The organism is Bacteroides mediterraneensis, from assembly GCF_016900355.1.
GTDB lineage: Bacteria > Bacteroidota > Bacteroidia > Bacteroidales > Bacteroidaceae > Phocaeicola.
Map to the genome: position 1 here is coordinate 102,313 of NZ_JACJKA010000003.1, position 14,314 is coordinate 116,626.

The window sequence follows — 14,314 nt, forward strand, 5'->3', positions numbered from 1 at the left end:
TTACTTATTTTGTTTTTCATTCTGTATTACTGCATTCACCAACCGGGTAGCCGGCGTTTTCTTGTCCAATGGATGAATGTCATTCCATTCACCCGTGTCACTGTTTTTAATTAAGGTTACGTGCATGTTTTCCTGTGCCGCCTTTGCCTGTTGCTTTCTCAATTCCGCCCAAGCTGCACGTCCGGGATCCTCTGGTGCCAGAAAATCGGCCAGTTCCACCACATAGAAAGGTAAGTTCTTATTTTGAAACAGGGCTCTCCAGTCTGCAATCATTGCCGTAAGCAAGGAAGAATATTCCCTCCAGCGGTCCACATTCGATTCGCCCTGATACCATACCACCCCTTTGAAAACATAATGCTGCAACGGATGAATCATCCCGTTGTACAAGCCCACCGGGGTATAATGAAAGGCAGTAGAAGAAGGTGACGGAGGCATCACCGTGCCTATTTTATGTTTCCATCTACCCTCCAAGTTTATTTCCTGATTGCCGCACAGCAATTTATAGAGTTTTTCTTTGACAAAGGAAGGACAGGAGCCGTAGCTGAACAAACGTACGGTCAGCTGGTTTTTCCCCTCTTTCAGGTACTTGGCCGGTACCTGATAAATCCGCGGCGGATACTGATAGGAAACAGACCCCACAAAATGTCCGTTCACATACACTGAATCTGCATCCACCATACAACCTAACCGCAGTACGGCGTCTTTTCCTGCCCATCCATCGGGCACTACAAACTCTTTTCGGAACCAATGAGTTCCATTCAAGGGACGACCGTTACGAAGTGCCCAGTTATCTGAAAACATATCTACCCACTCCCAATCCGTATCATTGTATGACTCGGCATACCAAGGAATCTCCCCATGCAGTCCGGCATCCGACCGATACAATTGCTTGTTCCATGCCGACTGATGCAGCTGTTCGGTTTTCTTTATTTGATCCACCAGTGCGGCATCTTCATATAAGGTTTTCTGATTGACATATGCCGGAAAATCCTTCAATCCTTCCTCGCTGATCCATGCTTCAATGGGTGTACCTCCCCAACTGGAATTAATAATACCTACCGGCACTCCCGTCTTTTCCTCCAGCAGTTTAGAAAAGAAATAACAGAGGGCGGAGAAACTCTGCACGTATTCCTGGGTCATCGGTTGCCATTTTACCGCTTGCAAATCGTTCAACGGATGGGAAAAGTCATACGCATACGGGACCTTAACATATCGAATGGAAGAATTCTCATATTGTGTAATTTCTTGCGCATATTTATCCATCACCCGGTTCACCATCAATTCCATATTCGACTGTCCGGAACACAAGAAAACGTCTCCTACCAGAATATCTTTTACTGAAATGTCATTGACGGTCATAGAATAAGGACCTCCCGCCTTCAAGGCGGGCAACCCGATTGACCAATTTCCAGCTTCATCCGCTACCGTGTGATATTGCTTCTTCATGAAAGTCAGATTCACCTTTTCTCCCGGACTGGCTGTGCCCCATATTTTCAACGAAACCTCCCGTTGCAGCACCATTCCATCGGAAACCAACGCAGGTAAAGTAACTTTGGCCGACAAGCCAAAACTACAACAAGCATACAAGAGAAGAGCCCCCAATACCCTACCAAAATAAGTCTGTGTTTTCATATATTATACTTTGTATTTTTCATTAATCTCTACCATTACAAAAGTAGCAAAACCCTATAGAATCGGCTCTCACACAGGATACCAACCTCTTATCTATTGTTACACCATCCTTTCTGCTGTAACAAAAACTTTCGGAAATGTTACATCACATAAGGAAAATCCCCTTCAAAGGCTTTTCTATAATTCTCCAGGCATCTTTTACAAGAACTCACTTCCACCTTTAGAATCTATTTTCAAAAACCTGAAAAATCCCCGTTTTTTTTATTGACAACTAAGAAAAAAGAACTTACTTTGTATCAAACAAAGGTATTTTAATTCAAATTCAGCCCTACAAACCACACTCATAATGAGAAACAAGACATTCATTATAGCTGTTATTTGCTGCCTATTGCCCCTCCTCTGTAAAGGGCAATTCTGTAAGCTGTATACAACTCATGGAGAAATCTCCAGCAGTATGATTAACAATATATATCAGGATCAAAAAGGATATATATGGGTAACAACAGAGGATGGATTGAATAAATTTGACGGAGCCAAATTTACCAACTACCGCTCTCATCGAAAAGACTCTACTTCCTTATTAGGGAACCACGTATATAAAGTGTTCCAGGATTCCAAAGGAAATCTGTATATTCTTTCTACCAAAGGACTGCAAGTTTATGACTACCGGTCGGACACGTTCAAAACCATCAAGAAATCAGGTTCGTCCTATAATAACAAAAGCATCACAGAACTTCGCAACGGCAATATTCTGATTGGAACCAGCGGATATGGAATCAAAACCTTGTCGATTGACTCAAAAGGAAACTTTCAGATTAAAGACTGGAATATTCCTCTGCCCAGATATACCATCAATGAGATCAAAGAGGACAAGAACGGAAATATCTGGATTTGCACAGAATACCATGGTGTCATCCGGATTGATAAAAATGGAAAGAGATACGATTATTCGCTTGGTACACACAACGGCAACCAGTTTATTAATTGCTGTGCAGAAGACTCCTACGGCAATGTATATATAGGTACCACCGGACGCGGCGCATTCGTCTATCAAAAGGCGAACGATACGTTCCAGCAAATCATCAAATCCGAGTTTCCCATCAAAGACCTGAAACAAAAGGGAAGTTTCATGCTGATTGGCATTGACGGAGAAGGAATTGTGTCTTATGACATTTTAGGAAAAAACATTGCGGATACGGACTTTTATATAGACAATGTCAACCTGAAAAGAAGTAAAGTACACTCCCTCCTGATAGACAACAGTACCAATCTGTGGATAGGCATTTACCAGAGAGGCGTAGCTTTTATTCCTTTACAAGCCAATATGTTCGGGTATATCGGAAGTTATTCCTCGCTTCGGAATTACATCGGAAACAACTGCATCACGGCCTTATGCGACTATGACGACGGGAAACTTGTTGTGGGAACAGATAACGACGGAATCTACCAGCTGAATAACCAATATAATTTTATCCGCCATCTGACTCCTGAATCAGATTCTGACATACCTCCCACGGTGATGTGTCTGTTCAAAGATTCCCACAAGAATGTATGGATAGGCTCTTACCTGAGCGGACTTTCTTTCATGGATGCCAAAGGGGACAAATTTGCCAAAGTAACTTTGAAAGACAAAAACGGAAATGAAATCAAACGCGTATATTGCTTAGCTGAAGACAACCATAAAAGACTATGGATTGGCACAATGGGAACGGGACTCTATTTCAGTGATTTACAGTCCTCCATTCAGGAACATATCAATGTGTATAACACCCAAGACATGCAAAATATCAACCAATGGATTGATGCACTTTATTATGCCCAAAATGGAAGGTTATACATTGGCACTTACGATGGAATAAAATGCATAGATACTCAAAACTTGAAAATAGTAGGCCAAGAAAAGGCATTGCTTGGACTGGTAGTCTATTCCATTATAGAAGACCACGAACATCGTATCTGGGCCGGTACATCTGATGGAGTGATAATCATGGACAAGGATTTGAATATCCTCGAGCAATTCACCATCCAGAACGGCTTGCCCAACAATTCCGTTTCATCCATTGTTGTTGACAAAAACAACGATATCTGGGTCAGCACCAATCAAGGTCTCGCCAAATACGACTCACAAAAGAAATCTTTCATTCCGTTTTATGCTTCCGACGGCTTATACAACAACGAATTCTCCAGAAATGCGTTTTGCCTATATCCCGACGGTAAAATCCTTTTTGGAGGAACCAACGGAATCATTTTCTTCAATCCAGACGATATCAAGATCCAGAAATTCCAAGGGAAAATCCGAATTACCGGATTCTATCTACACGATAAGCCTGTAAATGAACTTACGAAATCCGGGAATTACCATGTGATAGACAATGACATATTCAATGCAAAAGAAATCAACTTGGCACATTACGACAACTCTTTCTACATTGAATTTGCCACCGATAATTATATTGCTCCCCAAAGCTTCATGTATTCCATGAACAATGGCACCTGGAACTCCCTGCCAAATGGTACATCCCGTGTCTCATTCAGCAATCTTCCGGCAGGAAAATATGAGTTCAAGATCAAAGCAATCAACGGTACTGCCGAATCTGAGGTAAAGACCATCCTCATCAATATCCATCCGACCTGGTATAATTCCGGCATAGCATGGATCATTTATATCATCGTGGCAGGCGGCATAGCGGCCGTTTTCATACACCAGGCAAAAGAAAAATACAAAGTGCGGCAAGAAATGCTCAAGCACAAGCATCTGGAAGAAATAAACGAAGCCAAACTCCAGTTCTTCATCAATATCTCTCATGAAATCAGAACGCCGATGTCTTTGATTATAAGTCCGTTGCAGAAACTTATATCTACCGATTCCAACCCGGAAAGACAAAAGAGTTATTCCCTGATTGAGCGCAATGCCCAACGCATCCTAAACCTGATCAATCAGTTGATGGACATCCGGAAGATAGACAAGAACCAGATGAAGCTCAGCTTCACGGAAGTGGACCTCATAGGCTTCATCCATAATATAAAAGACACATTCGACTATCAAGCGGCCAGCAAACACGCACAGCTGAATCTGATAACCCAACTGGATGAACTGAAGGTGTGGATTGACCCGAATAACTTTGATAAAGTCATTTTTAACCTGCTGTCCAATGCACTTAAACATATTCAGAATGAAGGAAAAATCAATATCTATATCAATACAGTCCACAACGACAAAGAGGAAGCTCCATTGAACCACTGCGCTGAAATAATCATTGAAGATAATGGAACCGGCATCAAGGAAAGTGAAATGCCCCGTATTTTTGAACGCTTCTACCAAATCAGTGACGACCGGTCGCGCAGCAAAGGAACCGGCATCGGGCTCCACCTGTCCATGTCACTCGTCAAGATGCATCATGGTACCATCACGGTCAAGAACAACGAGAACCAGCCGGGATGCAGCTTTACCATACATATCCCATTAGGATGTGCCCATTTGTCTCCTGAAGATATTGCTCCGGAACCCACTGAAAACACCGCACCTGCATTACAGGAAGATAATATGCTCCAGCATATCCCCATGGCACTCAATGAAGATGAAAACGAAGAAGAAACGGGAAAGAAAGTGCCCAGAAAGAAACATTCGGTCTTAATTGTGGACGATGAAGATGACATCCGTAATTATTTAGTGACTGAGTTAGGCAATTATTTCCGGGTATTAAGTTGCAGTAATGGAAAAGAGGCTCTGGAAATCATTATGTCGCACATGCCGGATTTGGTACTCAGTGACATCATGATGCCGGAAGTAAACGGCATTACCTTGCTCAAAAAGCTGAAACAGAACATCAAGACCAACCATATTCCGGTCATTCTTCTGACAGCCAAGAACAGTGAAAAAGATTACATTGAAGGACTCTCATTGGGAGCTGATGCTTATATTGCCAAACCGTTTAACCTGGAAATTCTGGTTACGACCATCGAAAATCTAATCAGAAACCGAGAGGTCTTACGCAATAACTTCAGTGGGAAACAGGAACAGGACGGACAAATTGAAGTCGTCCAGCCCCAGTCGGCAGATGAGAAGCTGATGAAGAAAGTGATGAAAGCCATCAACAAGAACCTGAACAATCCAGACCTGAATGCAGAAATGATTGCAGCAGAAGTAGGAATAAGCCGTGTACACTTGTACAGGAAGCTGAAAGAAATTACGAACCAGTCTACCCGGGATTTCATCCGGAATATCCGATTGAAACAGGCGGAGATTCTGCTCAAATCAGAAAAGAATTACAGTATCTCTGAAATATCCCAGCTGGTAGGGTTCAACAACACCACGTATTTCTCGAACGCATTTAAAGAATTATATGGTGTTTCTCCAAGCAAATACATGGAACACTGCAAGCAAAACGAGACCGAAAAGAATTCCACACAGGAATCAGAATAACCGACAGCCAGATAGCCCCTCTCACCGAGAGGTCTATCTGGCTGCAATCAAACTACATAAAACAACACGGAACAACTGCTTCCAGAGATACACGGCATTTTTCGTTCCCCCGGAAACAGATTACTTTTATTTCTCGGCTTTCAGAATTTGAAGCATGGCCTGCCCATATCTCTTGCCCAGTTCCCGATAGCCGGCTGCACTGAAATGCAATCTGTCGGATACTGCCTCACACCCTTCAGATGAAATGACATGTGCAGAGGGAATCGTTTCCGGCAATTTCTGAATCACCGGATTCATTGAAGCACAAGCTCCTCCCTGTCCTTCCGACACAAGTTCACCCACCAACAGAGGCAGCGAATTGGGTTTCAGATTAAGGTCTGAAAGAATATTGTCATACACTTTCTTCACTTTCAACGGCCACTCCGGGTCTCCGGTATTGGACTCTCCCTGATGGAGGAGAATCCCTTTTATCACCCCACAGCGGGAAGCCTGCCTGGCCAGTTCAATTAACCTGGCATAAGAATTGCCACCATACTCGGCCACCATGTTCTTCAGCCAGTCTGGAGAAGTCTCCACGTATGAAGTATAATTGTCTTTATCGAACAATTCAATTTTGCAACCTCCTACAGCCACATTGATTACCCCTACTTCTACGTTGGAAGGAAGACTGTCGACCAACGTACGACCGAAATAATCGGCTGGCGTCAGGCCGGTACTGCATCTGGCTAAAGGCGGAACAGCCGTATACCACTCTCCTTTTTTTCGTCCCAAATCCGGACAATCTACGGCCTGAAGCACTTTAAAACGAGGATTCACATTTACCGTATCACAAGCTTCTATTTTGGCATTCCCTTCCATATTTGACTGCCCAAGACACAAATAAACATAGAAGTTTTCATTCACCTTGCTTCCTTCCGCCGGTTCCTGAGCCACTACTGCCCCCAAAGACAGAAGCATCCACGACGCAACCGTCGCAAACATTCTTTTCATTTCCATCATTCAAAAAATTAGATTCAACTTTCAACTTCATATCTTACTTTCTCAGAACACGACCTTCAACTCTTGCCCCTTATAAATGACAGACTTTTCAGCTACTTCAACCTTTCCGTTTGCTGATGGAGTGACTTTCACAATCTTCATCTTCCGGGTCGTATCCATCCCTACATACTTACCGGTCCGTTTTCCGATCACTAAAGTGGAACGACTTTCATCCCAATCCAACCGGATACAAGAATATTCGCCTTTTTCGTACGCGTAATTCGTTCCTTCATCTTCATACAATTGGTACATACCGTCTTTCCCTGCATACACCCGTATCTCCAATTCCGACTTCAAGGCGGTCTTCGCATCGTCTGCGCATCCTGAAGCCAAAGGCAGAATGGTACCCGCCTTCACAAATACAGGAATATAGTCTGGAGAGACCTGAGTCTGAACCCATCCTGAGGATAAATGCTGATTGTCATAGAAATCATACCATCCCCCTTGAACGGCAGGCAAGTACGTATTCCAGGTATCAGGTCCCTCTTCCACTATTGGGGAAACCAGCAAGGAACGGCCGAACATATATTGATATTTCAAGGATAAGGCCTGCGTATCCTTCGGAAAATCCATTACCAAGGGACGCAACATCGTACCATTTTCGCGCGAAACCCATGCAGATTCGGAATAAATATAGGGCAGAAGGCGATAACGCAATGCCAAAGACTTACGCGCCATTTCTGTCACTTTCTCTCCGTAGTTCCAGAACTCCGTATCGGTCATATATCCATGTACACGCATCAAAGGCAGAAAGACCGAAGTCTGGAGCCACCGGGCAAACCGTTCATGAAAATGCACATCCGTATACTGGACCTCGCCCGGACGGAAGAATCCTCCGGCATCGTACGTCCACCAAGGCAGACCGCAGACTGAAATCCCTAAACCAGCTACAATCTGACGACGGAATGTATCCCAATCGTTTCCGACATCTCCCGACCAAGTGGCCACTCCATATCGCTGTATTCCCGGGAAACCGCTACGGGTAAGCAAAACCGTTCGGGAACTGAAGAAACCTTGTTTCCCTCCATTAGCAGAAAGGTTTCGCAGACCTTCATATACCGTTTTATTGACAACCAGAGGATAAACATTCCGGAATACTTCACCAGGAAAACTGGAATGATTTACCCGACGTCCTACCAAATCATCATTCTCTGGTTCCGTGGCATCCAGCCACCAGGCATCTATCCCTATCGGAAGAACCAAACTATCCCGGAAATTCTGCCAGTAAAAAGAAGCTGCCTCCGGATTAAAGAAATCAATCCAGGGAGTGCCCGGAATATAATAGTCTTTCTCGGCCATTCTTTTTCCCAATACGGAATTCTGATCCACCTTCGACCAGACTGAAAGCATCAGTTTCATATCCATCCGATGAAGGCTATCCACCATTTCCCGGGGAGAAGGATAATCCGCCTCGTCAAAACGCATGGCATTCCAGCCGTATTTTCCCCAATACTGCCAGTCCTGTACCATCAAATCGACCGGAAACTTTTCTTTCCGAAACCGGGAAGCTGTTTCCAGCAGTTCTTTTTGAGAATGGAAGCGTTCCCGGCAATGAATATAGCCCAAGGCCCATACGGGTAACATGGGTACCTCTCCCGTGACTTCCCGATAAGAGGCAATCACTTCGTCGGCCGTCCCAGCAAAAAACGTATAATCAATTCCATTGGAAACCGGAGAACGGAATGTCGTGGTAGCATCCACCTTCCGGAAAAACAGTTTAGGTGTATCTTCTTTGGTCAGTTCCGTCCGTAAACTATGCTCTCCTGCTTTCAGGTCAACCAATACAGAGGCTGTAGGCGGAAGCCACAGGTTATTCTGATCTATCACCGTACGACCGTCAATGACCAAATTATGCTTGCGGGCCATGGTACTTCCTACGTCCAGCATCAAAGCATATTGCCCATCGGATTCCACTTTCAGACTACCTATAAAGACATTGCTTTCACGTACTTCTTCCTTCCCTCCTTCGGTGGAAGTCACGTTCACGGTCACCTTATCTCCCAACACACCCGTCTTTTGGAGTGCAACCACAGAAGAAGCCGGGTTGAAGTCTGTCAGGCCGTAATTGTTCCACAAAAGTCCATACCCTCTGTTCGACATCACAAACGGAATGGCAATCTGCGTATTGACCTGAGTCAGCCTGCGTGTCAGCCCACGTACGTTCAAATACCCGTCCTGAAACTGACCCAATCCATAAAGATATTCATCGGAAGGAGAATGAAAAGTCTGTGTGGAAACATACGTTTTTTCTCCTTGCACAACAGACGACTGAATCCGGCTACCTTCTTCTTCCAAAATTTCTTTTCCATCGGCTGAGAGGAAAGAAACCCGTCCGTCGGATACAGCCACTTGTACCTTCAATCCTTTGAGCGACAGAAGATAAGTATCTTTTCCCTTTTTGAGCGTATAAGACGGGGCTTCAGTCTGCAGATAAACCAGCTCTGGCACCTGGTGAGCGATTCCCTTGCTTCGAATCACTCTGACTACTCCATCATTCAGTGGAATGAGCTTTAAACTTGTATCCGCAGAACGGAACACTACCTGCCCCACCTTTTCTTCTTCTAAGGTCCATTCGGATGCCTGACTAACAGACAAGAGGCCGGGAACATTCCCGGCCAAACTTTGTCCTTTCCACCCTATACAAACAAGAAAGAATAATAGTAGACAATAAGACTTTTTCATCATAAGTCGTTGCTGCATAGTTAGTAATTCAGCTTCCAATAATCGAAATACGCCAGATCTTTGGGAGCATCTCCTCTAAAGACAAAATAAAGATCATGCACTCCTGTCACTTGCGGAATCTGTGCTTCCACCATCCGCCAACGGTCGCTTCCCCCTGTCCGCGGCACCTTTATCTTTGCCAACACCTGTCCATCCAATCCGTCAAGATGTACTTCCATCGTAATCTCCGCATTGTGAGTAGTAGACAAGCGGGCAGTAAAACGAGAAGGAGCCTTTTCACCAAAATCAACAGACCGAACTCTTGTATAAGCCCCATCGGCCAAAGCAGTAATAAACACTCCCACTTGAGGATTATAGGAACTCTTCATTTTTTCCGACCAGGCAATGGTTTCGGCTTCTACCTTCCGATATGGACAAAGAGGCTTCAAACTGTTTGCCACACCCTCTTTCACCATTTTTACACATGGAATCTTTCCATCTGCCTGGAAATCCAGTTCTCTGACGCATACTGAACGGGTAAATCCACTTCCTCCCGGAAGAGCAGCATTATGATAGAATAAATACGTCTTTCCTCTGAAGTCTGCAATACCCGGATGGTTCGTAAAACTTCCTCCCTCGGTAGCCATCAACGTACCTCCGTACTTCCATGGCCCTTCCGGACTTTTCGACGTAGCATAGCCCAAATGCTCAGGCAGAGGTCCTCCCGCATAGAAAAGATAATACAACCCCTTCCGCTTATACAACCACGGAGCTTCCTCATACAGGGTAGGACGCTGCGGATCTCCCTCCCTAAGCCCAAAGGCCTCCGGCTTCATCGGAACCGCATGTATTCCTCCTTCATAAGAAATCATATCCTCATTCAACTTCACATAATAACAATTGGGATTTCCCCAATACAGATAAGCCTGTCCATCGTCATCAATAAAGACGGTAGGGTCGATATTTCCGTATTCAGCCCGCACGAGCGGAGCTCCCAACGGATCATAGAAAGGTCCATAAGGACTATCAGCCACTGCTACTCCAATGGCAGTTTCTCCTTTATGGTCTGTCACCGGCACATACATGTAAAATTTACCATTCCGTTCCATACACTGAGCTGCCCAAGCATCTCCTCCTGCCCACTCAAATGTTTTAAATGACAAAGGCATAGGATGTTCTGTCCAGTTCACCATGTCATCTGTAGAATAGAGTTTCCAGTCATTCATGGTAAACCAAGTAGACCCGCCTTCATCATGACTGGTATAAAGATACAACCGGTCATTATATACCAGAGGGGCCGGATCGGCTGTATATGAGGTCTGAATAATAGGATTTTGCGCATTCAATGTCAAGCCGGATAATAAAGCGATTCCGGTCATGATATTACGCCATTGGCTCTTGCAACTGATTGTTTCCATAGAAATATCCATTTAAAAGTTTGTTTATATTTTTCACGATTAGTTTCTAAATCTCCAATAATCCAACTCAAATAAGTCCTTCTTGTTCTCTCCTTCAAAGCTAAGGTACAAATCATGTACTCCACTGACCGCATTGACCTCACAGGAATAAAGTTGATAATTGGAAGTCTCACTTCCCTGTGGGATAGTCACGTTTCCCACAATCTTTCCATCCGGAGCATCCAAACGAATCTTCAGATTTCCTCCCACAAGAGGCAATGCAAAAACCTCAAAGCGGCGGGCTTTATTCTTGCCGAAATCGACTCCACGTACACAAATATATTCGCCATTATTGACATTCACCACAGAAAGGCCCTGCATCCCGTTAGGAGCTGTTTGCAATCCATATCCCCATGCCATTGTTTCGGCTTCCACTCTACGGAACGGATTGAAAGTACCTATCTGTTCCAGCTTGGTATCTGCCCAATAAGGCACTTCCTGAATGGTTCCATCCGCGTTGTAATGCATCTCGGCCACTGCCACTGAACGACGTTCATAGTGGGTGTCGGTTTCCAGCTTCAATAAATCATAATTCAAGCCAAAAACATACGATTTTCCTTTATAATCCATAATACCCGGATGATTGCCACGTGAGCGTTCAGTAGGCCGCATAATGTATCCTCTAGTCTTCCACGGACCTGTAGGACTGTCACTCATGGCATAACCGATACCTTCCGGACAGCAAGTAGAAGCAAAAGCCAAGTAGTAATGCCCGTTGCGTTTATAGAACCAAGGGCCTTCCTGATAATGCTCCGGGGTCTCTGCCAATTGCACGATTTCTCCTGAATAAGAAATCATATCTTCGTTCAACTTCACGTAATAGCAATGCGGATTTCCCCAATACATATAAGCCTGTCCGTCATCAATAAACACTGTCGGGTCAATGTCATCCCAATGTTCCTTCTGCCATACCAAAGGCTTGCCCAACGGATCCTTGAACGGTCCGTAAGGACTATCGGCCACCAGTACGCCAATGCCATTCCCATGAATCGGACAATACATATAGAATTTCCCATTACGCTCCACTACCTGTTCTGCCCAGGCACCGTTGTCACGTTTTGTCCAGCCGAAATCTTTGAGCGAAGCCACTGCTCCATGGTCGGTCCAGTTGACCATATCTGTAGAAGTATACAACAACCAGTCCTGCATCTTAAATCCTTCCGCATCATTCTCATCATGAGTCGTATAAAGAAACACCGTATCATTATATACCATCGGTGCCGGGTCGGCCGTATACTTTGTCTGAATAATTGGTCGTTGGGCATTGACATTCAAACAATTCAAGAGCCCATAACTTCCACATAACAATAAAATCTTACTAATATTCATAATATTCAAAATTTAAGTTCCTACAAATTTACCTTTATTTTACTTGCGAGGTGCCCCGCTTACACCAGAAGACGTCAATTCAATCGGTTGAATTGTGCCATCCTCGTTAAAATAAAGATATTCTACACATACATGGCGACGACAATCTCCTCCTGGCTGCCCATCCAAAGAATAAGAACCGTCATGATAGAAAAAATACCATTGCCCGTTCAATTCCACCACTGACGGATGAATGGTAAAACCAAAATTTGCTGGTCCGGTAATGAAACCACGATAAGTCCATGGCCCCTTTATGTCCTCAGCTGTAGAATAACAAATCTGTTCAGGCTGTGTACCCGGGGCATCTGCCGCATAAATATTATAATACAAGTTCTTCCGCTTGAAAAGCCAAGGTCCCTCCGAATAATTCCGATAAGGTACCTTTCGGATTTCACCGTCCAGCTCAATCATATTCTTCTTCAACTTCACCATGTAACAGTCTCCGTTTCCCCAAGCCATCCAGGGAGTTCCATCCTCGTCTATCCACACTGTAGGATCAATGTCCGCATTCGCACGATGCGAATCACACGTCATGGAGTCTGTAATGAGGGGCGTTCCGTCAGTACGTGCAGGTTTAAAAGGCCCCAAGGGGCTATCTCCCACTGCCACATCGATTTTATGTGCGCCATTCTCTTTCTGATCAAGCGTTACATAAAAATAAAACTTTCCGTTATGCTCCACCACTTGAGCAGCCCACGCTCCATTCGGATTGGAATCAGGGAAATCATCCGCACGCAATACCATTCCATGAGGCGTCCAGTGTTTCATGTCTTCACTGGAATAGCACACCCATCCCGGCATATTGAACCAACCGCCGACCCCTGCTTTGTCTACGCCCACATACGCATACGCCTTATTCTTATAGACCGTCACAGCCGGATCGGCAGTAAACTCATCCCGAAACAAAGGATTCTGACCGGACTCATACGGACGCTCCATCCCTTTTATGGATACCTCATCGATATACCCGTCTAATACCTGCAAACTATTGGGATACCCTCCGGGGAATCCACGTCCTACTATCCACATGCCGGCATTATGCCGTACAGCTAATCCTTTATAGGAAGTGTTCGCAGTTTTATAGCCCTCTTCTACAGATGGCTTTACTCCCAACGTCAGAATGGTAGCGTCTCTTGTCTTTTCATACTCCGCAGAAGCATACAAATCATACCATATTCCCGCCTTGACATCCTCACCTGCGGTCATACGAACCGTTTCTCCCTTGTCTGTAGCTACCTCCACAAAGAACTTCTTTTCCATGGGGTCAAAACCGATAGATATATCCCCTGTCAAAGTACCCTTTTTCCCTTCTTTACAAAGAAAGACCTGCTCCGTTCCAAGCTGATTACATTTAAGGCTCAAACTGATGTTCCACCCGTATTGAATGTCCAAAAAAGGAAGAGATGCATTAAACGGTACCTTGAATTCACTGTTGTTCAGCTTAAGCGAAGTACTGTTAGCCTTCCCGCCTCTTACCTGAAAAGGTACGTCTTTACTGAAAAGTTCCGCCACCTTTGCTCCCGGCCTCAGCTGAAGTGCATTTCCATTTTGAGAATTATCCACCACAAATGTAGGGGCAATGGAATCAGAATGTAATTCTGTTCCCAATTCAAAGCTCCAGTATGAAAGCTGTTTATAGCCCTCAGACATACTCCAAGCAGTCATAGGCAACATTGCCACACATAAACCACCGACAATATTTTGCATGTACTTTCTCATAATCTAACCTTAATGA

General features: G+C 44.5%; 6 protein-coding genes and 1 pseudogene. 1 reads left to right on the forward strand and 6 read right to left on the reverse strand.

Translation table 11 applies throughout. The features are described 5' to 3' along the window. On the reverse strand, positions 1-1,632 hold the full coding sequence (locus H6A28_RS03325) for a sialate O-acetylesterase (protein WP_204478839.1): 1,632 nt from the start codon (positions 1,630-1,632) through the stop codon (positions 1-3). 346 nt (positions 1,633-1,978) lie between these two features. On the opposite strand from H6A28_RS03325, the gene H6A28_RS03330 reads away from it, so the two are divergent. Continuing rightward, the gene (locus H6A28_RS03330) at positions 1,979-6,055 is read left to right on the forward strand and encodes a hybrid sensor histidine kinase/response regulator transcription factor (RefSeq protein ID WP_345944540.1); all 4,077 of its coding nucleotides are present in this window, start codon (positions 1,979-1,981) and stop codon (positions 6,053-6,055) included. A 132-nt stretch (positions 6,056-6,187) separates the two neighbouring features. Here the strand turns inward: H6A28_RS03330 and H6A28_RS03335 are convergent. The 5 genes and pseudogenes from H6A28_RS03335 to H6A28_RS03355 all read right to left on the reverse strand — a co-directional run. Then, positions 6,188-7,012, reverse strand: a pseudogene (locus H6A28_RS03335) (sialate O-acetylesterase); the annotation flags it as partial. An 84-nt stretch (positions 7,013-7,096) separates the two neighbouring features. Beyond that, positions 7,097-9,712, reverse strand: coding sequence for a glycoside hydrolase family 31 protein (locus H6A28_RS03340; protein ID WP_239465239.1), 2,616 nt, complete (start codon positions 9,710-9,712; stop codon positions 7,097-7,099). A gap of 83 nt (positions 9,713-9,795) precedes the next feature. Beyond that, positions 9,796-11,172 carry a glycoside hydrolase family 43 protein gene (locus tag H6A28_RS03345; protein ID WP_204476134.1) on the reverse strand — a complete coding sequence of 459 codons (1,377 nt, stop codon included), beginning with the start codon at positions 11,170-11,172 and terminating at the stop codon, positions 9,796-9,798. Positions 11,173-11,211: 39 nt separating this feature from the next. After that, a complete protein-coding gene (locus H6A28_RS03350; protein WP_204478843.1) occupies positions 11,212-12,540 on the reverse strand; it encodes a glycoside hydrolase family 43 protein in 1,329 nt (442 codons plus the stop codon). A 39-nt stretch (positions 12,541-12,579) separates the two neighbouring features. Further along, positions 12,580-14,298, reverse strand: coding sequence for a family 43 glycosylhydrolase (locus tag H6A28_RS03355; protein WP_204478844.1), 1,719 nt, complete (start codon positions 14,296-14,298; stop codon positions 12,580-12,582). Between the last annotated feature and the right edge of the window lie 16 nt (positions 14,299-14,314).